This window comes from Pararhodospirillum oryzae (genome assembly GCF_007992075.1).
Lineage (GTDB): Bacteria > Pseudomonadota > Alphaproteobacteria > Rhodospirillales > Rhodospirillaceae > Pararhodospirillum > Pararhodospirillum oryzae.
This window is the reverse complement of sequence record NZ_BJZO01000014.1, coordinates 1-25,298: the sequence shown is the minus strand read 5'-3', so window position 1 is coordinate 25,298 and position 25,298 is coordinate 1. Positions and strand designations below refer to the sequence as shown.

The following is a 25,298-nucleotide window of genomic DNA, read 5'->3' as shown; positions in this document are numbered from 1 at the left end:
TCAAGAGGGGGGGGCTACGCCATGAAGAGCTTGACCAGAATCCCGACCTGTAGCGTCAGGACGGTACCCAGCATCCAGCGATGGATCATCAGTTCCGATCGGTTGGCGGCGATGTCGTCTTTCAGTTCCGTGCGCAAGGCGGCGAAGCCGGTTTCCATGTCGTGGCGCAAGGTGGCGAGGCCGGTTTCCATGTCGTGGCGCAAGGCGGCGATGTCGCCTTTCAGTTCGGCGCGCAAGGCGGCGATGTCGCCCTTCAATTCGTCACGCAAGGCGGCGATATCGCCTTTCAGTTCGTCACGCAAGGCGGCGATGTCGTCTTTCAGTTCCGTGCGGAGAGTGGCGAGGCCGGTTTCCATGTCGTGGCGCAAGGTGGCGACGTCGCCCTTCAATTCGTCACGCAAGGCGGCGATGTCGTCTTTCAGTTCCGTGCGCAGGGCGGCGAAACCGGTTTCCATGTCGTGGCGCAAGGCGACGATCTCTTCCTTGAGATCGGCTTTCGCGTCGAGGACATCCACCTTGGTCGCGGCCTGGGTGTCGAGAAACGCCGACAGGGCCTCGACCTGGGGACGGGTGAAGCCGGCTTCTTCAAGGCGGAAGGCGTGCACCGTCATGGGGGGGCTCCGGGTGTTGCAAGACACGCTTCATGATGGGCCGGTCGGACCCCGGTTTCAAGCAACCGACCGCGCGAACGGGCCGGTTACGACTCGGCGGGGGCCTGTTCGAGCACGGCCAGGAAGGCGGCGCCATAGCGGGCCAGCTTGCGCGCGCCAATGCCGTGGATGCCTTCCAGATCGGCGAGGCGGCGCGGCCGTCGGGACGCCATTTCGATCAAGGTGCGGTCGGGGAAAATGACGTAAGGCGGAACCGATTCGGTTTCGGCGAGCGTGCGGCGCACGACCCGCAGGGCCTCGAACAAGGCGCGGTCCTTGTCGGCAAGCGCGGGACGCGGGGCGGCGGTCGCGGGCGGGCGCCGGCCCGGCGTGCCCGAGGCCGCGTCGAGGACATCGGCGCGGACCAGGAACGGCTCGCCCTGGCGCAACACGGCATTGCCCCGGGGGGTCATGGTCCACCGGCCATGGGCCAGGAAGTCCGGTTCGATCAGGCCGGCGGCGTACATCTGGCGAAACAGGGCCCGCCAGACCGGGCGGGCGTGATCGCGTCCAACCCCGAACGTGGGCAGGTGGTGATGGTTCCACTCGCGCACGGCGTCGGTTTCGGTGCCCATCAGGATGTTGACCAGGTGCTCGGTCGCGAAGCGCTGGCCGGTGCGCAGCATGGCCGACATCACTTTCCGGGCCTCCACGGTGGCGTCGGTGGTGACGACACCATGCTGGCAGATGTCGCAATGGCCGCAGGGCTCGATGGTTTCGCCAAAGTAGGCAAGCAGGGTCTGGCGCCGGCAGCGCGGCGCCTCGCACAAGGCGAACAGGGCGTTCAGACGCTGGATATCGAGGCGTTTGCGGTCGTCGTCGGCGGCGCCTTCCTCGATGCGCGAGCGATACAGGCGCATGTCGTCAAGGCCGTAGAAGGTGAGGGTGTCGGCGGGCAGGCCGTCGCGGCCCGCGCGGCCGATTTCCTGGTAATAGGCCTCGATGGAGCGGGGCATGTTGGCGTGGCAGACAAAGCGCACGTCGGGTTTGTCGATGCCCATGCCAAAGGCGATGGTGGCGACCATGACCAGGCCATCCTCGGCCACGAAGGCGTCCTGGTTGGCCTCGCGCACCGCCTTGTCGAGTCCGGCATGATAGGGCAGCGCGCGCACGCCGGAGACGCTCAAGGCGTCGGCCAGGGCTTCGGTTCCAGCCCGGCTCGCGCAGTAGATAATGCCGCTGTCGCCCTTGTGGGCCTTCACGAACGCCAGGATCTGGCGGCGGGTGTCGGTTTTGGGCCGCATGGCCAGGAAAAGGTTGGGGCGGTCGAAGCCGCCCACGAAGCGTTCGGGGGGCTCGGGGAACAGGCGCTGTTCGATGTCGGCGCGGGTGGCGGTGTCGGCGGTGGCGGTGAAGGCCAGGGTCTGGATATTGCCCAGGGCCTGGCGCACCTGCCCCAGGGTCAGGTATTCGGGGCGGAAGTCGTGTCCCCACTGGCTGACGCAATGGGCCTCGTCGATGACCAGGGCCTTGATCGGGTGACGGGCCAGGTATTCCAGGGTCCCGGGCCGGGCCAGGCGCTCGGGCGCGACGTATAAAAGCAAGGGCTCGCCCGCGCGCAGGACGTCGCGCAGGTGCTGGTATTCCTCGGGCGAGGTGGTGGAGTTCAGGCTACCGGCCTCGACACCCAGCGCGCGCAGCTGGGCGACCTGATCGCGCATCAGGGCGATGAGGGGGGAGACAACGAGGGTCACCCCCGGGCGCATCAGGGCCGGAAGCTGGTAGCACAGGGATTTCCCGGCCCCGGTGGGCATGATCGCCAGCACGTCGCGCCCGGCCAGAATGGCGTCGATGATCGCCTGCTGGCCGGGGCGAAAGGTCTTGAAGCCGAAAACGCGGTGCAGCAGGGCCAGGGCGTCGCTGGCCAGCGGGGAAGACATGGCGCGAAGGGTCAGCCCATGCGATCGGCAAAGGTCCGGGTCGCCTGGACCAGGGCGGTGCGCACGCCGGGCTCCAGGGCGGAATGGCCGGCATCGGGAACGAAGATCAGCCGGCTGCCGGGCCAGGCGCGATGCAGATCCCAGGCCGAGACGGGCGGGCATACGACATCGTAGCGGCCCTGGACAATGGTGCAGGGCAAGGCCGCGATCCGGTCAATGTTTTCCAGCAGCTGGCCTTCGCGCAGGAAGCCGTGGTTGCGCATGTAATGGCATTCCAGGCGGGCGAGGGCCAGGGCGGCGCGGCCGTCGCCTTCGTCGGCGGGGCGCGGACGCAGGCGGGCGCAGGCGTCCTCGTAGGCACTCCACACCCGGGCGGCGGGCAGGTGGATGGTGGGGTCGGGGTGGACCAGGCGATGGTAATAGGCTTCCAGGGGATCGTCGCGCTCCTCGGGAGGCAGGTGATCCATGAAGGCTTCGGCGGCTTCGGGGAAGAAGCGGCCCATCCCCCTGAGGAACCAGTCCACTTCAAAGGCGCGAAACAGGAAAATGCCGCGCAGGATAAAGCCAAGGCAGCGTTCGGGATGGGCTTCCCCGTAGGCGAGGGCGAGGGTACTGCCCCACGATCCGCCAAAAATCAGCCACTGGTTGACTTCCAGGTGAACGCGCAGGATTTCCAGATCGGCGATCAGGTCGGCGGTGGTGTTGTCGGTGAGTTCGGCGAAGGGGCGCGAGCGCCCGGCGCCCCGCTGGTCCAGCAAGATGATCCGGTAGCGGGTGGGATCGAAATAGCGCCGGCAGAAGGGGGCGGTGCCGGCTCCCGGCCCGCCGTGCACGAATAAAACGGGGATGCCCTCGGGGTTCCCGCTTTCCTCCCAGTGCAAGACGTGCGGCCCTCCGACCCGCAGGCGCCCGGTGCGCCGCGACTCGGTGGCGGGATACAGGTCGGCGAGCAGGTCGGCGTGATCGCCCTTGCCCGACCCTCTGGCCGGGGCAAGGGGGTTGGAAAACAGCATGGCGTCCTGATTATGCATGTCGCGACTTCGAGCGTCGGCCATCCCTCATTTCCGCTCCCGAATGGTGTGTTGGCAAGAGGAGAGGCCGGATCCCCCGGAGGGGGCACGGCACGCCTCCTTGTTCCGGCGTTCCCCCGGTTTCCGGGAGGCGCCGGCGCGTGTGCGGTCCGGCCGGCCACCAGGAAGGTCTTGCGGCACCCAGGATGGACGCGGTTAGCGGCGGTTTCATGGGGTTCTTGTGCCACCGTCCGGACAGCTTGGCCATAAAAAGAATCACGGTTTCTCCCTTCGCGGGTCGAGGGGGCGGCCCGACGGCTGCAACGCGACGGTAAACTTGATTTAACTTTAGGCATATTGCGTCCGGCCCGCTCATCAAATAGCCTCCTTGTTCCCCGGAAACGAGCGAGGTATCGCGCTGCAAAACCAAAAAGAGTTTCCGTAGGGGAAGGAAAAAACGAAAAACGTCCTTCGAGGCGGCACAAGGGGGGGGACATGAATCAAATCACGCGAATGGACACAGGAATGATGGGGGTCGATGTGGGAAGCAGTCGCTCCTTGCCCGTGGGGGGCACGGGGGAAGGAGGAGAAAACGCCAACCCTGAGCAGATTATTGCCCTGACCGCCGATGTGCGCGAGATGACCGAGGATAAGATTGCCGAGATTCAGGCGATTACCGCGCGCACGCGCATTCTGGCCCTTAACGCGTTGATCGAGAGCGCGCGGGCCGGGGAAAGCGGACGGGGATTCGCCGTCGTCGCCGGCGAGGTGAAGGAGGTCTCGCGCGAGATTGCCGAGATCGCCACGGATTTTCAGGTTCAGCTTTCCTCGCGGGTCGAGGCGCTGGAGCGCATCGGGACCCGGATCGTGGAGCAGATGCGCGGACAGCGCCTGGTTGATCTCGCCTTGAACGCGGTCGAGCTGATAGACCGCAATTTATACGAACGCACCTGTGACGCGCGGTGGTGGGCGACCGACAGCGCGGTCGTCGCCTGCGTGACCGAGGCGTCGCCCCAGGCGGCGCGGCACGCCAGCCAGCGCCTGGGCGTGATTTTATCGGCGTATACGGTGTACCTGGATCTGTGGATCTGCGATTTGCAAGGCCGGGTTGTGGCAGGCGGGCGTCCCGATCAGTACAGGGTGCATGATCTGGATGTCTCGGGGGAAAGCTGGTTCAAGGACGCCCTGCGCACCACGTCGGGGGACACCTACGCGGTGGCGGATATCGCCCAAAACCGCGCCCTCGGCAACCGGCCCGTGGCCACCTATGCCGCCGCCATCCGCGAGGGTGGCGAGGCACGGGGCAAGGTTCTGGGTGTCTTGGGGATTCATTTCGACTGGGAGCCGCAGGCGCGCGCCATTGTCAAGGGCGTGCGCTTCGATCCCTCGGAGAGCGGGCGTTCGCGAGCCTTGCTCCTTGATGCGGCAGGTCGTATTCTTGCTGCCTCCGATGAGTGCGATGTTTTGAGCGGCCGCCTGGATCTGATGACGAACGGGGCTGTCTCGGGCCATTACCAGCAGCCAGACGGAACCGTCGTGGGGTTCCATCGTACCCCGGGGTATGAGACATACAAAGGTCTTGGGTGGTATGGGTGCGTGGTGCAGCGTCCGGGGGAGTGAAGAAAACGGTCGCGGGTGCAAGGTATTCCCCTCGGCATAAGGGGTAATGGCGCCAGACGCCTGGAAGCGGTCATGAGGCCGGCCTTTCTTGTTTCCCTGTTGGGGGAAACGAGAGAGGCCGGCTTTTTCCATCGGAAAGGACACCAACTACAATGCCGCAAACCTGTTCGGGAAGAGCGGTTTTTCTAATACTATTCTGAATGTCATTTTGTTTTTATTTATTTGAGCGTTCTCGGTTTTCCGTCTTCTGGGCAACAAAATCTTTTTCCTGTGCGGCGCACCGCCGCTTTTTGTGTTTGTTCCAAGGTGGATGATCGGACAACAAGGAGACTCCGTACTTTGAGGAGCCCCCTAAACAATTGTTGGGCTTGTCACGCCTTCGTCAATCTTCTAGGGTCACATCCTGTAAGTGGATTTTACTTATCGATTGTTTCGCCAAAACAACAAAAAAATGACTGCCGCAGCTTGAGGGATCGACATGAACCAACTGGCGTGGGTCGGAGGCTTGGCCGACCAGAGAAAACAGCCGGGGGTAGAGCCGGTGAGTGCCGCCACGGTGGACGAGGAAACGGCCAATCCCGAGCAGATCATCGCCTTGACCGGCGATGTCCGCGAAATGACCGCCGCCAAAATCGCCGAGATCCAGGCCGTGATGGGACGCACGCGCATCCTGGCCTTGAACGCGTTGATCGAAAGCGCCCGGGCCGGCGACGCGGGCAAGGGGTTTGCCGTGGTCGCGGGCGAGGTCAAGGAAGTCTCGCGCGAGATCGAGGATATCGTGCTGCATCTGCAGTCGGAGATGGCCGCCAAGGTTGAACGGCTGGAACGCATCGGCCACAACGCCCGTGGCCAGCGCCTGGTGGATCTTTCCTTGAACGCGGTCGAGCTGATCGACCGGAACCTGTACGAACGCAGCTGTGATGTGCGCTGGTGGGCCACCGATAGCGCCGTGGTCGATTGCCTTTCCGAGCCGAGCAAGACCGCCACTCAGTTCGCCTGTCACCGGCTTGGGGTGATCCTATCCGCCTATACGGTCTATCTCGACTTGTGGATCTGTGATCCCCAGGGGCGGGTGATCGCCAATGGCCGCCCGAATCGCTACGCCGTCCAGGGACAATCGGTGGCCGGGGAAGCCTGGTTCCAGGAGGCCCTGCGCACGACCAGCGGAGATGATTACGCGGTCGCCGACATCGCGATCAACGAAGCGCTGGATCATCAGCCGGTGGCCACCTATGCCGCCGCCATCCGCGAGGGCGGCGAGGCACGGGGCAAGGTTCTGGGCGTGCTGGGCATTCATTTCGACTGGGGCCCCCAGGCCCGGGCCATCGTGCGGGGCATGCGGCTGGACGACACCGAAACCACCACGTCGCGCGCCTTGCTGCTGGATGCCAAGGGGCGGGTGCTGGCGGCGTCCGACGATCGTGGCGTGCTGAACGAACGCATCCAGTTGAAGACCAACGGTCAGGATGCAGGCCACTATCAGCTGTCGGATGGAACCGTCGTCGCCTTCCACCGCACCCCGGGATACGAAACCTACAAGGGCCTGGGCTGGTACGGCTGCATCATGCAGCGTTCGACGTTTCGATGAGGACCGGGGGAAGCATGCTTCCCCCGGTTCCCGAAGGGCCTTGCCCTTCACGAGAAAGACGAGGCCCTTCGGAACGCCCCTATGAGAGGCGGGAAGCCTCGCGCTGGCCCAGCTTGACCAGGCAGCGGTCGATCCACTGCCGGGTCAGCTTTTCGGGCAGGCTGTTTTGCCCCAGACGCTGGGCCAGGGCGGCGAAGTCCACCTTGTCCAGCGGCTGATCCTGGTTGGAGCAGGTGAACACGATCACCGTTTCGCCGGTGGCGGGATCGACCTGCGGCTGGAGGCACTGGCCACAGATTTCCTTCATCATGCATTGCATCGGTGAGTTAATCGAGCCGATGGCGATGTGGTCGTCGCGCAGGAAGGGGGCCAGCACCCCGTGGCGGGCGCGGGCCACCGCTTGCATCATGCGATCCGAGCCAATGGCCAGGATGCGGTTGACGTCGGCCAGCGGCAGGGAGGCCGGACCCAGGCGTCCTTCCGCGTAGGCAACCATGGCGTCCACGATGTTGCCGACGAAGGTCAGATCCTGGGGCCGCTCGGGAGTGAAGCCCGGGGCTTGGTCGCAGCACCAGACCACGAGATCGGCGGCCGCGTGGATATCGTCCAGGCGGTAGCGATCGTTCACGCCCTTGTAGCCGGCGAAGTACAGAACCTTGTTGTCGCGCGCGCGCAAGGCGCGCCCGATCGAGAACAAGACGGCGTTGCCCAGCCCACCCCCGGCCAGCAGCACGGTTTCGTGGCGGGGCAAGGTGGTGGGGGCGCCGGTCGGACCCATGACAATGACCGGCTCGCCCGGGTTGAGGTTGGCCACCAGATCGGACGACCCGCCCATTTCCAGGACGATCATCGACAGCAACCCGGCCTCCTTGTCGACCCAGGCCCCGGTCAGGGCCACGCCTTCCATGGCCAAGGTGGTGTCGTCCACGCGCCGGGCGAAACGGTCGAAGTTTTGCAGGCGGTAGAACTGGCCGGGCTCGAAGCGCCGCGTGGCCGCCGGCGCGTGCACCACGATCTCGACGATATTGGGCGTGTGGCGCACGATGGCGTGAACCACCGGCCGGCAGTCGGCATTGAGGCGGGCTTGCAAGGCGGGCCCCTGGTCGGGCGCGGCCGGCCGCCTGGCCATCAGGCGGGTGATCACCGGGTAGCCCTGGCGGGCCGAGGCCATGGCCGCGACCACGTTGCCGGCGTAGCTGGGGTGCTGGTCGCCAAAGAAGCTCATGGCGGTGCCGTCCGGATTGAGGCGCATCAGCACCTGGGCCTCGGCCGGCTTGGGCTGGGGCTCGGGATGGACCGGGGCCCCGGTTTCGTCGATGGCCTGGAAGTACTTGCCATCCAACGGCAGCGGTTGGGCCCCGACCTCGCGCCCCAACACGGTGTTGGGCACGGTGCCGGCCGCGACAATGATGGTGCGCGCCGGCACGACATGCGCCTTGCGGGTGTTGGCATGGCGCAGGTGCAGGTGGCTCGCGTGGCCGAAGCGATCCAGCTCCACCTCCTCGGGGGCCAGGCGCTCGGCAAAGCCGATGCCTTCCTCGAAGGCCTTCTGCACTTCCTCGTGGTTGTTGCGATACGCGGGGGAATCAATCAGGCGGCGGCGATAGAAGATGGTGCCGCCCCCCCAGGCGCGCAGCATCTGGCGCAGGCGCGGCGCGCGCCCTTCGCGCTTGGCGTTGGCGCGTTCGACGCGCAGGGCGCGGGCGTGAACCAGGAAGTCCTCGGCGATCTCGCGTTCTTCCTCGCTCCAGCCGGCGCGCACGGCGGCCTCGCCGCGCTCGGCGACCAGGATTTCATAGCGGGCCAGGAATTTCTCCACCTGCACCGGGTAATAGGCCAGGGCCTCGGTGCAGGCGTCGATGGCGGTCAGGCCGCCGCCAATCACCGCCACCGGCAGGCGCACCTGAAGGTTGGCGATGCTGTCGCGCCGCCCCGCTCCGGTCAGTTGCAAGGCCATCAGGAAATCGCTGGCCTGGCGCACGCCCCGGGCGAGGCCATTCTTCATGGGCACGATGGTGGGGCGTCCGGCGCCCATGCACAAGGCCACATGGTCGAAGCCCAGGGCGAAGGCATCGTCGGGGGTCAGGGTCCCTCCCAGGCGCACGCCGCCGATCATGGTGAAGCGGGCCCGGCGTTCCACGAGCAGGCGGATCAAGGTCAGGAAGTTCTTGTCCCAGCGCACGGTGATGCCGTACTCGGCGACGCCGCCAAAGCCGCCCATCACGCGCCGGTCCAGGGGTTCGTAAAGGTCGCTCCAGGTCCGGATGGGACGAAACGGCACCCGGTTGCCGGCGGCATCGACCCCCGACACCGTGGGGTCCTGGGGCTCGATCTTCAGGCCATCGATCGCCACCACGGTGTGGCCGTCGTTGAGCAGATGGTGGGCCAGGGTGAAGCCGGCGGGCCCGAGGCCGGCGACCAGCACCGAACGCCCGCTGGCCGGACGGGGCAGGGGGCGGGTGAAATTCAAGGGATTCCAGCGGGTCAGCAGGCCGTAAATCTCGACACCCCAGGGCAGTTCCAGAACATCCTTCAAGACCCGGGTTTCGGCCTCGGGAATATTGACCGGGTCGCGCAGCTGGTTTTGGTACACGCAGGCCACCATGCAGTCGTTGCAGATGCGGTGACCGGTGCCCGCGCACAGGGGGTTGTCGATGGTGACAATGGCCAGCGATCCCAAGACAAGGCCCTTGGTCTTGGCCTCGTTCATTTCCGAGATGCGCTCTTCAAGCGGGCAGCCCAGCATGGCGCGGCCCAGCGGGCTGGTGGCGATGCCCCCGGCCTTGCGGTCGGGCATGCCGTGCGAGCAACTGTCGTGGCCGGTGTGGTGGCAGAAAATGCAGTAGTTGGTTTCATAAAGGCCGTGGGCCAGGTCGCATCCGGCGTCGGTCAGCCCGAACCCGTCGCGCTGGCGCAAGGCTTCCTCGGGCAGGCGCTGGCGCATGGCGCCGTCTTCCACGGCCTCGATGCCCGCGACCAGGCGCTGGGGATCGTGCTGGCCGGGCAGGCGGAACAGGACCCCGCCCGCGAAGCGGGCCTTGCCCTCGGGTGTCTCGGCGGCCCAGGCCGCGAAGTGGGTGGCAAGATCCAGGGCCTCGGCGTTGGCCTCGGGGGCGTCCATCCAGCGCATGACGGCGCGCGCGAAAGCCCGCTCGTCGTCCAGTGGCGCGCCGATCAGGGGGGCCAGCGCGGTTTCCAGGGCGGCGGGGTTTTCCAGGCGGGCCTCGGCCTCGCGGATGCGCTTGACCGCGATGCGCTGCACGAAGGCGCGCTTGCAGGCATACAAGGGGGCAAGGTCGTGGTGACGGCCCTGGGTTTCGGCCAGCGGGCCACTGATGGCGAACAGGCGGCCCAGGAAGTCGTCGAGGCAGGCGGCCAGCGACAAAATCAAGGCGGATTGGGCGCGGCCGTCGAGGGCCTCGGGCGCGGCGCGCGCGGCCGTCAGGGCCTCGGCCAGCGCCGGATCGGTTTCGGTCAGGTGTTCTTGGAAGGTCGCGTCGATCCGGGCCATGCCCTCGTCGGTATAGAGATCGGCGGCGGTGAAGCCCAGACCAAGGGCGGTTTCCCTAAGGAGGGCTTCCGTGTCGGGGATTTGGGTCATGCGTGTAGAGCCCTTGTCATGCACCGGGCGCCGGGGCCTCGCCAACCGGGGCCTTGAGGGCGCAAACGGGTTCAGACTACTCCCGACGGGGGCGGAAAAACCAGAGGCACTATCAGGAAAAACAAAAGGTTCAGACGTGGAACCAAAGGGTTCGAGAACTTTTTAGGGCCAGTGCAAAAAGAGCTTGAGCCCCAACGCCCCAACGTTTTCAATACTCGGCCGGGCTTGGCCCGAACCGACGATGGCGAGAGGGTGGGGTATGGATGCGTGGGATCCGGAGCTGTCCGACCGCTACGAAGGGCCACGTCTGCGCTCGGTGCACGACCTGCTGGAGCGGGTGCCGCTGAATGCCCCCTTGCGGGTGATCGACCTGGGATGCGGCACCGGCGAGGGAACCCGCCTGCTGGCGCGGCGCTTCACCGAGGCCCGGATCACGGCCGTGGAGGCCCAGGCGGTGGCCCTGGAGCACGCCCGCCTGCAAGGCGACGAGGGGGGGCGGATCGACTACATCCAGGCCGATCCGGCCCGCTGGAGCCCCGAGAGCAAGGTGGATCTGGTGCATTCCAGCGGCGCCTTGCAGCGCCTGGACGCGCACGAGGCCCTGTTGCCCCGGCTGCTGGACACGCTGGCGCCCTGGGGGGTGCTGGCCTTGCAGATGCCCCACAATTTCGATGAACCCTCGCACCGCTGCATCACCGAGTCGGTGCGCGCGGGGCCCTGGCGCGACCAGCTGGAGCCCCTGCTGGCCCCCGTGCCGGTGGCCCCGGCCGTGACGTACTCGCGCCTGCTGGCGCCCCGGGTGCAGTTCCTGGATTTGTGGGAAACGGTCTATCACCACCGCATGCGCGGGCCTGATCCCATCGCGGACTGGGCGCGGACCACCGCCTTGCGTCCGTTCCTGGCCCGCCTGACCGACGCCCCGTGGCGCGAGCGTTTCTTTGCCGATTTCACCACCCGCATGGCCCGGGCCTATCCCGAGGACGGCACCGGCCATGTGCTGTTTGCCTTCCGCCGCCTGTTCATCGTGGCGCAAGGACCGATCGCGTAACGGGGGCGGTTTCTTTTTTCGAAATCCCGGGGGCGGTGCGCGCGGCGCCGCTCCCGGGGGATCCGGTCAGGCGGACGCCAGGCGGTGGGCTTCCTCGGCGGCGCGGATCAGGGCCTTTGCCTTGTTGTGGCATTCCTCGTGCTCGCGCTCGGGCACGCTGTCGGCGACGATGCCCGCGCCGGCCTGAACGTGCATCACGCCGTCCTTGATCAGGCAGGTTCGCAAGGCAATGCACGAGTCCATCGACCCGTTGGCGGCGAAATAGCCCACGGCGCCGGCGTAGAAGCCCCGGCGCAGGGGCTCCAGTTCGTCGATGATTTCCATCGCCCGCACCTTGGGGGCACCCGACACGGTGCCGGCGGGGAAGCCGGCCAGCAGGGCGTCAACCGCGTCGTGATCGGGGCTGAGCCGGCCGGTGACGTTGGAAACCACGTGCATGACGTGGCTGTAGTACTCGACGATCATCTTTTCGTCGGGGCGGACCTTCACCGAGCCGATTTCCGACACCCGGCCCACGTCGTTGCGCCCCAGGTCGAGGAGCATCAGGTGCTCGGCCAGTTCCTTGGGGTCGGCCAGCAGGTCGGCGGCCAGGGCGCGGTCCTCGTCGGGGGTGGCGCCCCGGGGGCGGGTGCCCGCGATCGGGCGAATGGTCACCTCGCCGTCGCGCACCCGCACCAGGATCTCGGGGCTGGCGCCAACCAGATGGAAGTCCTCGAAGTCGATGTAGAACATGAACGGCGAGGGATTGGTCCGGCGCAAGCTGCGGTACAGGGCGAACGGCGGCAGGCGGAAGGGCAACGTGAAGCGCTGCGACAGCACCACCTGGAAGATATCGCCGGCCAGGATGTATTCCTTCGCCGCCTCGACCATGGCCATGTAGGCCTCGGGGGCCATGCACGGCGTCAGGGCCGGCGGGGTGGCCCCGGTTTCGGCCTTTTCCCGGCGATAGGGCAGCGTGCGTTGCAGGTCGGCCACGGCGTCGGCCAGGCAGACCTGGGCGGCCTCGTAGGCGGCGGCGGCACTGACCCCGGGCTGCGGGCGCACCGGCGTGACCAGGGTAATGCGGTGGGCCACGTTATCGAAAACGGCCATCAGCGTCGGGCGCATGAACATGCCGTCGGGGACGTTGACCGGATCGGGATTGGTGTCGGGCACCCGGGGTTCGGCCAGGCGCACGGCGTCGTAGCCCAGGTAGCCGGCGACCAGGGACGCCATGGGCGGCAGGTGGGCGGGCAGGTCGATCCGGCTTTCCGCCACCAGCCGGCGCAGCGAATCGAGGGTTTCGCCGTCATCGACGTAGGCCTGGGTATCGAAGCGGGCGTTGCGGTTGATCTCGGCCTTGTTGCCATGCGCGCGCCAGAGGATATCCGGCTTCAACCCGATGAACGAATAGCGCCCGCGCGTGTTGCCCCCCTCGACCGAGTCGAGCAGGAACGAATACGGACGGCCATCGGCCAGCTTGAGCATGGCCGACACCGGTGTTTCCAGGTCGGCGACCAGATGGGTCCAGACCACCTGAGGCGTCCCGGCGTCGTAGGCCTGGGCAAAGGCGGGGTCAAGACCGGGTAAGGCGATGGGCATGGGACAACGCTCCCGCAAGGAGGAGGATTTAGCGGCCGGGTTGGAGGGCGTCACGAATGACGTCCTGGTGAATGGTGACCCCGATCTTGCCGGCCAGGGCCTGGACATAGCCGTCGAGCAGATCGTTGCTCAGGGTCCGGCTGATCTGGTCGGCCAGGATCTTGCGTTCGGCGGCGGCCACCTCGGGCGACGGGGGATGGATGCCCGTGACCTGAAGGACGGCGGCCCCCTCGGGCAGGAGAACGCGGGCGACTCCGTTGACCTCGGTTTCGAACAACGCCTTGATCACGGCCGGATCCAGGTCGGCCCGGGCATCGTCCTGGGCAAGGCCGGTGCGTCCGCCGCGCACGACCGCCGGGACGGGTTCCAGCACGCTGCCCGGCGTGGCCTTGGCCAGGGCGTCCAGGCTTTCCCCGGCCTGGGCGCGTTCGGTCAGGGTCTGGGCCAGGGCCTGGAGGGCATCGATCCGGGATTGGGCCTGCCACAGCGCCACCACGTCGGCGCGCACGTCGGCCAGGGGGCGGGGGGTGGCCGGGGTGACGTGATCCAGGCGCACCAGGGTATAGCCGCGATCGTTTTCCTTCATCGGCCCGGTTTCGCCTTCCTTCAGCGAAAAAACGGTGTCCAGGGTGTCGGTGCCGCCGGGCAGGTCGGCCACCGGCGCGCCATCGGGGCCGTTGCCCTGGCGGTCGAGTGTCACCTGGATCGGGGTCACGCCGATCTGGGCGGCGGCGTCTTCCAGCGAGGCCCCGCCGGCCAGGGCGTCCTCGATCCGGGTCGAAAGGGTGTACAGGGCTTCCAGGGCGCGGTCCTCGGCCAGGCTCGCGCGGATTTCGGCGCGCACTTCCGAAAGCGGACGCAGCGATTCGGGGGTGTCGGCGGAAACCAGGAACAGATGCCAGCCGAAATCATCCTCGACCGGCTCGCCGACGATGCCGACGGCTTGCGCGAACAGAGGCTCGGCCAGGGGGGCGGGCAAGGTCTCGCGGGTCACGGTGCCCATGTCCACGGGGCCGGTGCCGCCCTGGGCCCTGGTGGCGTCCGCGAGCGACTGCCCGGCCCGGATCGCGGCCAGGGCCTGCTGGGCGGCCTCGCGGCTTGGGAACAGGGATTGCGACACGGCGCGCGACGCCGCGGTCATGTACTGGTCGGCGCGGGCGTCGTAGGCTTCCTGGATGGCGTCGTCGGGAACATCGATGTCCCTGGCCACCGCCGCGGCGGTCAGCGGCACGATCGTGGCCGTGCGTTGCTCGGGGGTGGTGAACCGGGCGAGCGCCTTGGTGTACACCGCTTCCAGCACGGCCGGGTCGGCGGGCTCGGCCGGCGGCTGGGGCACGGCTTGGTCGGTCAGGCGCAGCACCTGGCCCTCGCGGCGCTCGGAGGCGTGGCGGGCCAGGGTGTCGACCAGGAATGCCGGGGGCTGGACGCCATCCGCCACCGGGCGCAGCAAGGCGGTGCGCACCAGTTCCTGGCGTCGGGCCTCGACGTACCCCGCTTCGCTCAATCCGTTGGCGGCCAGGATGCGGGCCAGCTTGTCGCGGTCGAACCGCCCGCTGGCGTCTTGGAACAGGGGATCGGTGTGGATCACCGTGCGCAAGGTTTCGTCGGTCGCGGTCAGGCCAAAGGCCTGGGCGCCCTGGGTAAGGACCGCCTCGTTCACCAGCCCGCGCACGCTCTGATCCAGGAAGCCCAGCGCGATGGCCTGTTCGGTGGGCAGGTTCAGGCCCTGGCGGCGCAGGCGCGAGAGGTCGTTGTTGAACTGTTCGCGCACGCGCTCGGCGCTGAAGGCCTGGTCGCCGACCACCACGGCCGGGACGACGGTGTGGCCACGCACGACGTAATCGGCGACGCCCCAGATCCCGAAACTGAGCACAAGAAGGCCAAGAAGGGTTTTCGCGATCCAGGATTTGGACCCTCGGCGCAGGGCATCAAGCATGGCGAGGCAGCGTCTTTCGCAAGGAAGGGAGGGCCAGGGGGCCGCAAGGGCCGGGCGGCGGGTCGTTTAAACCCCCGGCAGGGGGCGAGGCATCATAGGAATGGCCCCGTTTCCCCGCAACCGCCAACTGAGCCTTCCGGGTATGTCCCTGCCCGGGGGCGCGAGATCGCACCTGCTCAGAAAAAAACGTCCTCCAGGGGGGGCATGCTTTGCTGATGTGGACAATGGAACGCCACCTGGGCGCCGTCCACCGACAGCACCACCGCCACCCCCGTGGCGGGATCGGCCAGGTCGTGCACGATCTGGTCGTAGAGGTCGAGTACGGCGGCGTTGGCCACGGTGCCCGAAAGAGCATCGTCCCCCAGGGGACGGTCCTGGTGGCGGATGCTGACGATCAGCGAGCTGTTGCAGGGCTGGCACCGCATGGCGCAAAGACCCATTCCCGTACCCTCCCGTTTCCCCTGGGTGAGTGGACGATCCACGACCAGATGTGTGATTTCGACTCGAAACGGACAAGAGTAAGGGTGAGTATTTTAGTAAGGTATCGCCCCGTTCCCGGACCCGGGTGTTCAGCGCCCCGGCGTAGCCTTACCGGGGCGTGCCGGCGCGGGCGCGACAGGCGGGGGCGGCCGGGGCGGCGGGGGGGCGCAGGTGGCGGTATTCCCCGAAGCGGGCGAACTCGCGGGGCAGGGCGCCGGCCTGGATGGCCTGGGCGAGGCCGTCGGGGTCGCGGACCACCAGACCGCCCAGGCATCCCACGCCATAGGCATGCAGGCGGGGCGACAGGGGGGTGCCGGGGCCGACCAGGGCAACCTGGGCGCCCTGGGCCAGGCGCAGCAGGCGGGGCAAGGAACGGTTGAGCAAGGTGGAGGCGGCCAGCACCAGCCCGGCGCATCCGGGCAACAGGGCATCGGCGGCCGACAGGGGAAACTCGCCCGGGCGCGGGTTGGCCTCGATCACCTGGGCATCGGGCAGGATCTCGGCCAGACCGGGGAAGGCACCCATCACCACCGTGCGCCCGGGCAGGCCGGCCAGGGTATCGGCGCCGTTGCCCGGGCCGGTGTCGAGGTCGAAGCGGTTGGCGTGGGCGTTGATGGCGGCGACGGCCAGGGCCATGTCGATGGGGTCCCAGGCCTGATGCAAGGCGGCCAGCTGGCGCAGCGAGCGCCGGCGCATCGGGGCGAGGCGGGCGGGCAGGTCGCGGGGCGCGCCCGACAGGTGGGCAAGCCCCACCCCGCAAGGTCCCTGGACCATCAGCCAGCGCGGTCCGCACACGATGCGGCGCACCTCGTCGTCCTCGACGCCCTGGGCCAGGTCGGCGTACAGGCGTTCGGGTCCCCACCACTGCCACAAGGCGGCGGGGGTGGGCGGCAGGATGGCGCCCCGCGATCCGGCGAAATCAAGCCAGCGCGGCAGTTCGGTGGCGGGCAGGGCGGTGAGGATCGGCATGCCCTGGCCGCTTCCCTCGCCCAGGGTGGCCATCATTTCGCGGGTCGCGCCCTCGAAGGCATCGAAGGGGCTGAGAACCACCAGGTCCACGTCCTCGCGCAGGGCGCGGCGCAGGCTGCCGGCGGCCATGCGGTGGGCATGGGGCACGGTTTCGGCGATGGCGACCCCGGCACTGGCGAGGTCGGCGACGGCCAGGGTTCCCTCGCGCGGGCGGCGCACCGATCCGGCGATGCGAAAGCCGCGCTCGCGCAAGGTGGTGGCGAAGGTTTCCAGCAGGTCCTCGACCGGCGCGCCGGCTTCGTGCAGCACCACGCCGGCCCGGATCCAGGGGGCCTTGATTGGCTCGAACATCGCGGGCCCTCCCATGCCTGACCGCCGGGGACAAGGCGCGCCCCGCCGGCTTGGTTGCCAAGGGACGAAGCCAGGGGCCCGTCCCTTTCCAGGGGAAAACGCCCGCTCCCGCTGCCCACCCGAAGGGCAGCCGGGATTCCCCTGCCTTCCGTTCAGGCGATCATGGCCGGCCGCTTGCGTCAAGAGGCGGGGTGTTGTTTGTCGAAACCTTTGGGTGATTTTCGATCGCCTGGGCGAAATCCCATTTGTCGGCAAAGCCCAGGGCCAGGGCCCGGGCGGCCAGGGCGGGCACGGTGTCCCCGCCTTCCCGGGCCATGAAGGCGGCCAGTTCCTGATGATAGACCGGCCAGCGGGCGGGGTGCCCCAGCGCCGCCGCGACCTGGGCCGCCTGGGCCACCACCACCTCGGGCCAGGCCAGGGCGGGGATCAGGCCCCAGGCCCGCTGGTCGTGCAGGTGAACCAGGGCGGCGACGGCGGCGACCACCAGGGGATCGCGCTCAAGCACCAGGCCGTTGGCGCGCAAGGTGTCGGCCGGACCCGGCGGCAGGTGGGCGGCGGCGGCCCCGGCCAGGGCGCCGGGGCAAAGCCCGAAGCGGCCGAGCAGGCGCCCCGCCGAGGCCTGGCGGGCGGGATCAAGGTCGTTTTGCCAGGCCAGCGCCTCGCGCAGGGCGGCCCGCACCGCGCGCCCGATCAGGGCGCCCAGGGCCACGTGATGCCCCGCCGAGGTGAGCGGACGCGCCCCGGCGCGCGGGGCCAGGGCCATGATCTGGTCGGTGCCGGTGCCGGTGGCCAGCGACGCCGACAGGCGCGAGGGAATGGAAAGCTCCTGCAAGACGCTGCACTTGGCTTCGGTCGCCACGCTCACGCCTTGCACCAGCACCCCGGGGAGCACCGGCTGGCTGACGGCGATCACGGTGGTGATGGTGCCGTGCGCCGGTGGCGCCGGCGGGGCCGGGGCGGGCAGGGGGGCGAAGCCCCCGGCGCCCTCGAACAGGCTGGGGGGATCGCCGGCGCGGGCCGCGTTGCCCTCGATGCCGGCGGTGACCAGGGCCAGCACCGAAAGATCCTGGCAGTCCTGGCGCGAGACTCCGAGGCCGCGCATGCCGGCGGCGGTGGCCATGCCGCTGGCCGGTCCGGCCAGGCCATGGCGGGCCAGCAGGGCGTCTTGGTAGGTTTCGGGCTCGGTATCGAGCCGCTCCAGCCCCTCGACCCAGTGGGCGGCGGGCTCGCAGCACTGGTGATTGAACACCAGGTCAAGGGTCTCGCTAAAGCCGCCGTTGGCCCGGCCGGTGGAAAGCACCTGATGAGGCACCAGGAAGCGCACGCTCAGCAAGGTGCCATCGCGGTGCACTTCCAGGGTATCGAAGTAGCGGGCCAGGAGCATGGGGATCGCCAGGGCAGGACAACAACAAGAAAACGGCGCGGTTCGGGAAGCCCCCACCCTCGCGGCCCGGGGGAACGCGGGGGCGGGGGCTCGCTCTTACGCCGCGCTGGTGGTTTCGGCCAGGGCGTCGCGCACGCACGCGCACAGGTCGGCGACCACCTGGGCCACCAGGGTTTCGTCCTCGGCCTCGGCCATGACCCGGATCAGGGGTTCGGTGCCGGACTTGCGGATCAACAGGCGCCCGCGCCCGGCCAGGGTGGCCTCGGCGGCCTGGATGGCGGCCACCATCCGGGGGGAGGCCAGCAACGAGGCGGGATCGGCGCCCGCCACCCGCACGTTTTCCAGGCGCTGCGGCAGGGGCTCGAACACGCTCAGGATCTCGCTCGCGGGCCTGTCGGCCTCGACCAGGGCGGCCAGGATCTGCAAGGCGGCCAGCAGGCCGTCGCCCGTGGTGGCGTAGTCGCCCAGCACCACGTGCCCCGACTGCTCGCCTCCCAGGTTGTAGGAGTCCGCGCGCATGCGATCGACCACGTAGCGGTCGCCCACGGCGGTGCGGATCAGGCGCACGTCGTGGGCGGCGAACAGGCGTTCCAGGCCCAGGTTGGACATCACGGTGGCAACCACGGCGCCGCCTCGCAAGGTGCCGGCCCGGGCCCAGTCGCAGCCGATGCGGGCCAGGAGCTGGTCGCCATCGATGATCGCGCCCTTTTCGTTGCACAAGATGACCCGGTCGGCGTCGCCATCCAGGGCAATCCCCAGGTCGGCGCCCTCGCAGCGCACGGTTTCACGCATCAGATCGACATGGAGCGAGCCGCAGCCGCGATTGATGTTGGTGCCATCGGGCGCCACCCCGACCGGGATCACGTCGGCGCCCAGTTCCCACAGCACCCGGGGCGCGACCTTGTAGGCGGCGCCGTTCGCGCAGTCGAGGACGATCCGCAGCCCGTCCAGGCGCCGGCCGCGCGGGAAGGTGCTCTTCACCGCCTCGATGTAGCGCCCCGCGCAGTCATCCAGGCGGCGGGCGCGGCCCAGGGCGTCGGGGGCGGCGCGATGGTTTTCCAGGCCATTGGCCATCAGGGCCTCGATGGCGATTTCCTGGGCGTCGGTCAGCTTGAAGCCATCGGGGCCGAACAGCTTGATGCCGTTGTCCTGGAACGGGTTGTGGCTGGCGGTGATCATCACCCCCAGGTCGGCGCGCAGCGAGCGGGTCAGCATGGCCACGGCCGGGGTGGGCAGGGGACCCAGCAGCACCACGTCCATGCCCACGCTGAGAAACCCGGCCGCCAGCGCCGGTTCCAGCATGTAGCCCGACAGACGGGTATCCTTGCCGATGACAACGGTATGGCGGTGATCGCCGCCGCGCAGCAGGTGACCGGCCGCCATGCCCACGCGCAAGGCCGTTTCGGCGGTCATCGGCTCGGTGTTGGCGGTGCCGCGCACCCCATCGGTTCCAAACAGCTTGCGCACCCTTGAAAAATCCTTGTGCAAAATCGAAGGGGGAGGAAAAAGACGGGACGGGGACGGGGGCGGGTGAGGCTACAGGGCCCGGCCCATGGCCAGGGCCTGGACGGTTTCGGCGACATCGTGGACCCGCACGAAATGGGCGCCGCGCCGGGCGGCGGTTTCGGCCACCACCAGCGAGCCGGCCAGGCGATCCCTGGCCGTTTCCACCCCGGTGACGGCGCCAATGAAGCGCTTGCGGCTGGCGCCCACCAGCACGGCCGTCCCCAGGCCCAGCAGAAGGCCCAGATCGGCCATGATTTCCAGGTTGTGGTCAAGGGTCTTGCCGAATCCCAGGCCGGGATCGACCGCGAGCAGGGCGTCGTCGAGGCCGGCGGCGCGGCAGGCGTCCAGGCGTTGGTCCAGCCAGTCGCACACATCAAGCGCCGCGTCGTGGTAGCGCGGATCGGCCTGCATGGTGCCGGGCTCGCCTTGCATGTGCATGATCACCACCGGGGCCTTGCGGGCGGCGGCCAGGGCCAGCGCGCCCGGCGCGCGCAGGGCATTGATGTCGTTGAGGATGCGCGCGCCCGCGTCGAGGGCGGCGGCCATGGTTTCGGTGTTGCGGGTATCGACCGAGACCACGGCGCCCCGTTCGGCCAGGGCGCGGATCACCGGCACCACGCGCTCGATTTCCTCGGCCGGGGACACGGAGGCCGAACCGGGCCGGGTGCTTTCGCCCCCGATGTCGAGCACGTCGGCGCCGGCCTCCAGCAGGGCCAGGGCATGGGCGAGCGCGGCCTGGGGGGTGGCGTGGTCGCCGCCATCGGAAAAGCTGTCGGGGGTGGCGTTGACGATCCCCATCACCAGTGGCCGCCCGGGAGGCAGCGCGAGGCCGGCGAAGGGCGGACGGGCGTGGCCCAGGCGGGCGAGCCGGGAGTCCAGGGCGTGGGCGACGGCCGGGCCTTCGTCCCGGGCCCAGGCGCGAGCCTCGGCGAGGGAAGCGCAGGCACGCAAGGGCGCGGTTTCGGGGACGGGACGCAGGCGCAAGCCCACGGCGGTGAAGGCCCGGGCCGGATCGCCGGCCAGGGGCAAGGCCAGGCCAGCCTCGATCAAGGGGGCGGCGTCGGGACCTTCCACCATCCCGGTGGGGACAAGGTGCAAGGCCGGGGCAACATCCGTGGCGCTCCTAGCAAACACGCCCCGCGGCAAGGCGGGGCGTGGCTGGGGGGCCACGGCCGGCGCGGGCGCGCCGGCAGAGGCGATGGTCATGGGATCAGGCTCCCGGCTGGGGCGCGGATCCGAAGCCGGTCGGACCGCTGGTCGGCACCGAGGCCCGGCGTCCTCCCGAGCGGGGCGGCTGCGGGGCCGGTTCCTCGGGGCGGTTCAGGGGCTCGCCGCGCAAGAGGCGGTTCACCTCGTCGCCCGACAGGGTTTCGTATTCCAGCAGGCCGCGCGTGATGATTTCCAGCTCCTCGCGGCATTCCGACAAGATGCGCCGGGCCGACGCCTCGCCTTCTTCCACGAAGCGGCGGATTTCCTCGTCGATCAGGCTGGCGGTACGCTCCGAGACGTTCTTGTGCTGGGTCACCGAATGGCCGAGGAACACTTCCTCCTGGTTATCGGTGTAACGCAGGGGGCCCAGCTTTTCCGAAAAGCCGAACTCGGTCACCATGCGTCGGGCCATCTCGGTGGCCTGCTTGATGTCGTTGGACGCGCCCGTGGTCACGTTGTCGAGGCCGTAGACCAGTTCCTCGGCCACGCGGCCGCCAAAGGCCATGGCGATGCGCGCCTTCAGTTCCTTGAGCGAGTAGCCATAGCGATCGCGTTCGGGCAGCGACATGGTCACGCCCAGCGCGCGCCCGCGCGGGATGATGGTCACCTTGTGCAGGGGGTCGTGGTCTTCCTGCTTGAGGGCGATCAGGGCGTGGCCGGCCTCGTGATAGGCGGTCTTTTCCTTTTCCTCCTCGGTCATGACCATCGAGCGGCGCTCGGCGCCCATCAGCACCTTGTCCTTGGCTTCCTCGAATTCGGTCATGGTCACCACGCGCTTGCCCTTGCGCGCGGCGAGAAGGGCGGCCTCGTTGACCAGGTTGGCGAGGTCGGCGCCCGAGAACCCGGGGGTGCCGCGCGCGATCACCTTGGCGTCCACGTCCGGACCCAGGGGGGTCTTGCGCATGTGCACGCGCAAGATCTTCTCGCGGCCCATGATGTCGGGGTTGGGCACCGTCACCTGGCGGTCGAAGCGGCCCGGGCGCAGCAAGGCGGGATCAAGCACGTCGGGCCGGTTGGTGGCGGCGATCAGGATGACGCCCTCGTTGGCCTCGAAACCGTCCATTTCAACCAGAAGCTGGTTCAAGGTCTGTTCGCGTTCATCGTTGCCACCGCCGAGGCCCGCGCCCCGGTGCCGGCCGACCGCGTCGATTTCGTCGATGAAGATCAGGCACGGCGCGTTCTTCTTGCCTTGCTCGAACATGTCGCGCACGCGGCTCGCGCCCACGCCCACGAACATTTCCACGAAGTCCGACCCCGAGATGGTGAAGAAGGGCACGTTGGCTTCGCCCGCGATGGCGCGGGCGAGCAAGGTCTTGCCGGTGCCCGGCGGGCCCACCAGCAACACGCCCTTGGGGATCTTGCCGCCCAGACGCTGGAATTTCTGCGGGTCGCGCAGGAATTCAACCACTTCTTCCAGCTCTTGCTTGGATTCGTCGATCCCGGCCACGTCCTCGAAGGTCACGCGCCCCGTCTTTTCGGTGAGCAGCTTGGCGCGCGACTTGCCAAAACCCATCGCCTTGCCACCGCCCGACTGCATCTGTCGCATGAAGAAAATCCACACGGCGATCAGAAGCATGAACGGGAACCAGGAGATCAGCACGCTCCACAAGGTGGGCACGTCGCTTTCCACCGGCTTCGCGGCGATCTGCACGCCGCTTTCGCGCAGGTGCTCGACGAGGCTGGGATCCTGGGGGGCGTAGGTCGAAAACGCGCTGCCGTTGACCAGATGGCCGGTGATCGCGTCCCCCTTGATCATGACGTCGCGCACGTCGCGGGATTCGACGCTGGCCAGGAAGTCGGAATAGGGGATCGACGTGAGGGGGCCCTGCGGCGCCGACGTCTGGAACAGGTTGAACAAGACGACCAGAAGAACGGCGATGATGATCCACAGGAGCAGATTTCTGCTGATGTTCAAGTGAGTTACCCTTTCGAACCAGACTCGTGCGCACCCAGCGCCCGTTCACCGTTCCCAAGGGCACGCCCCCAGGGCCAACAAGGGAGGGGGCGATGCCAAGGCGGTCAACGGGGAATGTAGGGGGCGTCGGGCGCCGCCTCAACCCGCAAAGCGGCTGGGCTCAGGGGGAGAAGGGGGGCAAATGTCGCTTCCAGTGCCTCAAGCCCCATGTCGGCCCCCCACAGGGCGGTCAGGGCCGGGGTATTTACCCACCCCAGACCCGGCACCGCCAGCAGCGGACGGCGCACGGGAGCGATGTCGGGCGTGTCAGCCACCAGGGCCGGAAGCGTGGCCCGGAGGGGCAGGGGAGGGAGCTTGGCCCGGAGGGGCAGGGGAGGCAAGGCTTCCGGGAGGGCGGGGGCCGTGACCGGCGGCAGGCGGTGGCCCAGGCCAACCACGGCGACCCCGGGGCCGGGCACCGTCACGCGAAAACGGCCATCCCAGACCAGGGTCTGGCCGGGGCGCAGGGGGTGGGCCACGCGCTCCAGCCCCCGGCATTCGCGGCAGACCATCAGATGATCCGCCCCTTCGGCCCGCCACAGGCAGCCGGCCCGGGCCACGGCATGGCCGGGCGCGGGGGGCGCGGCGAGGAGGGGAAGCAGGGCCCGGGGATCGGCGCTCCAGGCCCGCCCGGCGAGGGAGGCGGCGGCCCAGGCCAGGGCGGCCACGCGGTCGTCGGTACGAAAGGGGGCGTCGGAAGGGGAGGGGAGCGCGGCGCGCGCGAGACGCAGCCAGCCCGGCCCCGCGTCCGTCACCATCCAGGCGAGGGCCCGACCCAGGCGTTCGGCGCGGGCCGAGCGTTCGTGTCCGGCCCGCGCGGCGACCCGGGCCAGGGCCGGCGCGGACAGGCCGAGGCGGCCGAGGTCGGGCAAGGCCTGGCGCCAGCGCACGCGCTCGAACGCCGGGTTGGCGTTGGAAGGGTCCTCGTCCCAATCCAGGCCGCGCGCCTGGGCGGTGGCGATCAAGGCCGCCTTGGGCAGGCCCAGGAAGGGCCGCAGGATCCGGGCCTGGGGGCGAAGGGTCACGGGGGCCATCGCGGCCAGCCCATCGGGACCGCTGCCCCGGGCCAGGCGCTGCAACACGGTTTCGGCCTGGTCTCCCTGGTGGTGGGCCAGCAGCAGGTGCAAAACGCCGTGTCCGGCGCAGGCGTCGAGCAAGGCGCGCAGGCGAAAGGCGCGGGCCTCGGCCTGGAGGGCGGCGGGCGGCGGGGGATCGGGGCGGGTCAGCACCAGCGCCTGGGCTCCCAGGCGGGCGGCCAGGGCCACCACCCGGGCGGCTTCGGCGCGCGCGGCCGGGCGCAGGCCGTGATCCACGCACAAGGCGAGCACCAGGCCGCCCCGTGCCCGCGCCCACTCGATGGCAAGGGCGAGCAGGACAACGCTGTCCACGCCGCCCGACACCCCCACCGCCAGGGCGGGAGCGGGCTCGAACGGCCCCAGCGGGGCCATCAGGCGGGCGAACGCGGCGGAGTCGATGGGGACGGCGGCAGGGCCGGCGGAGGCGCGGGCAGGCATCGCCGGGGGCCGGCGGCGGGTCAGCAGCCCAGGCGGCCCATTTCGGACTGGGCGCGGCGCTTGATGGCGTCGGCGGCCTTGGGGTACTGGCCTTCCAGGCGACCAAAGGCGGCACAGGCTTCGCGGGTCTTGCCCAGGTTGCCGAGCGCCAGCCCGAGCTTGAGCAGGTTGTCGGGACCCTTGGAACTGTCGGGATAGGTCTGGTAGCCGGTCATGAAGGCCACCGCCGCCTGCTCGAAGTCGCCGCGCACGTAGTAGGTTTCGCCCAGCCAGTACTGAGCGTTCCCGGTCAGCTTGCCCTTGGGGTATTTCTGGATGAACGCCTTGAGGGCCTGTTCGGCCGAGGGGTAATCCGCGTTGCGCAGCAACGAGAAGGCGTAGTTGTACTGATCGCTTTCCGAGCCCTCGGGCAAGGCCACCGGGCCAGCGGGAGCGGGGGCGGCCGGGGCGGTGGCGGCCGGCTTGCCGGGCGCGGGCTTGGTCGCGGCGCCGGGCGCGGTCAGGACCCCGGAGGCCGGAGCCGTCGCGCTGGCGCGGCCGGTGGCGGGGGTGGCCGGAGCGGCGGCGGATCCACCGGTCGGGTTCCCTTCCAGGGCATCCAGGCGATAGGTGATGTCGCCCAGGGCGGCGTCGAGCTGCTGCTGGAGCTTGGTATTCTGGTGGCGCGTTTCTTCCACCCGGCCGGTGAGGTCCTGGACGAGGCGCTCCAGTTCGCTCACGCGCACCTGCAAGCGGCCGATCAGTTCCTGGGTCGCCTGGGTGTAACCGTCCTGGGCCTGGGCACCAGGGATGCCGGTCAACACCAGGGGGAGGACCACGGCCAGGGTCTTGCCCAGGCGGAGCGGGCGGCGCGCCTGGACAGGGCAAGAGCGCGGGGCGAAGGGCGGAACCATCATGACGGACTCTCGCATCGCAGCGGCAAGGAAGGAAAAAGAGGATGCAAGAACGAGGAGGCCCGCGCAAGGAAACAAGCAGGAGGCACGCTTGCCCTTGCGGGCTCTCGGTCGTGCGGTCAAA

17 protein-coding genes are annotated in these 25,298 nt (G+C 68.9%); 3 read left to right on the top strand and 14 right to left on the bottom strand.

Annotated elements, in window-relative coordinates; all coding sequences use genetic code 11:
- Positions 1–14 precede the first annotated feature (14 nt).
- From ROR02_RS04075 to pip, 3 genes are all read right to left on the bottom strand, one after another.
- Positions 15–611 carry a coiled-coil domain-containing protein gene (locus ROR02_RS04075; protein ID WP_147162737.1) on the bottom strand — a complete coding sequence of 199 codons (597 nt, stop codon included), beginning with the start codon at positions 609–611 and terminating at the stop codon, positions 15–17.
- Between the two features lie 86 nt (positions 612–697).
- Positions 698–2,530, bottom strand: coding sequence for a DNA helicase RecQ (recQ, locus tag ROR02_RS04070; protein ID WP_147162736.1), 1,833 nt, complete (start codon positions 2,528–2,530; stop codon positions 698–700).
- An 11-nt stretch (positions 2,531–2,541) separates the two neighbouring features.
- Positions 2,542–3,543, bottom strand: coding sequence for a prolyl aminopeptidase (gene pip, locus ROR02_RS04065; protein ID WP_147162765.1), 1,002 nt, complete (start codon positions 3,541–3,543; stop codon positions 2,542–2,544).
- A gap of 525 nt (positions 3,544–4,068) precedes the next feature.
- Between pip and ROR02_RS17370 the strand changes: the two genes are divergently transcribed.
- Positions 4,069–5,160 (top strand): methyl-accepting chemotaxis protein, encoded by a 1,092-nt coding sequence (locus ROR02_RS17370; RefSeq protein WP_147162764.1) that lies wholly within the window; start codon positions 4,069–4,071, stop codon positions 5,158–5,160.
- A 478-nt stretch (positions 5,161–5,638) separates the two neighbouring features.
- Positions 5,639–6,748, top strand: a complete 1,110-nt coding sequence (locus ROR02_RS04055) for a methyl-accepting chemotaxis protein (RefSeq protein WP_147162735.1) — start codon at positions 5,639–5,641, stop codon at positions 6,746–6,748.
- Positions 6,749–6,827: 79 nt separating this feature from the next.
- On the opposite strand, the gene ROR02_RS04050 is transcribed toward ROR02_RS04055, so the two are convergent.
- Positions 6,828–10,349: an FAD-dependent oxidoreductase gene (locus tag ROR02_RS04050; protein WP_147162734.1), complete on the bottom strand. Its 3,522-nt coding sequence runs from the start codon at positions 10,347–10,349 to the stop codon at positions 6,828–6,830.
- A gap of 259 nt (positions 10,350–10,608) precedes the next feature.
- Between ROR02_RS04050 and ROR02_RS04045 the strand changes: the two genes are divergently transcribed.
- Complete coding sequence (locus tag ROR02_RS04045) at positions 10,609–11,397, top strand: methyltransferase domain-containing protein (RefSeq protein WP_170244955.1); 789 nt, start codon at positions 10,609–10,611, stop codon at positions 11,395–11,397.
- Between the two features lie 66 nt (positions 11,398–11,463).
- On the opposite strand, the gene trpE is transcribed toward ROR02_RS04045, so the two are convergent.
- The 10 genes from trpE to ybgF form a co-directional block, all read right to left on the bottom strand.
- Entirely contained in the window at positions 11,464–12,978 is a 1,515-nt protein-coding gene (gene trpE, locus ROR02_RS04040) for an anthranilate synthase component I (RefSeq protein WP_147162732.1), read from the bottom strand.
- 28 nt (positions 12,979–13,006) lie between these two features.
- Entirely contained in the window at positions 13,007–14,914 is a 1,908-nt protein-coding gene (locus ROR02_RS17365; RefSeq protein ID WP_147162731.1) for a peptidylprolyl isomerase, read from the bottom strand.
- A gap of 176 nt (positions 14,915–15,090) precedes the next feature.
- Positions 15,091–15,339 (bottom strand): hypothetical protein, encoded by a 249-nt coding sequence (locus ROR02_RS04030; protein WP_147162730.1) that lies wholly within the window; start codon positions 15,337–15,339, stop codon positions 15,091–15,093.
- Positions 15,340–15,502: 163 nt separating this feature from the next.
- Positions 15,503–16,714 carry a Rossmann-like domain-containing protein gene (locus ROR02_RS04025; RefSeq protein ID WP_147162729.1) on the bottom strand — a complete coding sequence of 404 codons (1,212 nt, stop codon included), beginning with the start codon at positions 16,712–16,714 and terminating at the stop codon, positions 15,503–15,505.
- A 160-nt stretch (positions 16,715–16,874) separates the two neighbouring features.
- Entirely contained in the window at positions 16,875–18,098 is a 1,224-nt protein-coding gene (locus tag ROR02_RS04020) for an adenosylcobinamide amidohydrolase (RefSeq protein WP_147162728.1), read from the bottom strand.
- 96 nt (positions 18,099–18,194) lie between these two features.
- A complete protein-coding gene (gene glmM, locus ROR02_RS04015) occupies positions 18,195–19,565 on the bottom strand; it encodes a phosphoglucosamine mutase (protein WP_147162727.1) in 1,371 nt (456 codons plus the stop codon).
- Between the two features lie 69 nt (positions 19,566–19,634).
- A complete protein-coding gene (gene folP / locus ROR02_RS04010; protein WP_147162726.1) occupies positions 19,635–20,810 on the bottom strand; it encodes a dihydropteroate synthase in 1,176 nt (391 codons plus the stop codon).
- Positions 20,811–20,814: 4 nt separating this feature from the next.
- Positions 20,815–22,728 carry an ATP-dependent zinc metalloprotease FtsH gene (ftsH, locus tag ROR02_RS04005; protein ID WP_147162725.1) on the bottom strand — a complete coding sequence of 638 codons (1,914 nt, stop codon included), beginning with the start codon at positions 22,726–22,728 and terminating at the stop codon, positions 20,815–20,817.
- 104 nt (positions 22,729–22,832) lie between these two features.
- The gene (gene tilS / locus ROR02_RS17360; protein ID WP_147162724.1) at positions 22,833–24,281 is read right to left on the bottom strand and encodes a tRNA lysidine(34) synthetase TilS; all 1,449 of its coding nucleotides are present in this window, start codon (positions 24,279–24,281) and stop codon (positions 22,833–22,835) included.
- Between the two features lie 20 nt (positions 24,282–24,301).
- Positions 24,302–25,177, bottom strand: coding sequence for a tol-pal system protein YbgF (gene ybgF / locus ROR02_RS03995; protein WP_246135388.1), 876 nt, complete (start codon positions 25,175–25,177; stop codon positions 24,302–24,304).
- Positions 25,178–25,298: the final 121 nt, after the last annotated feature.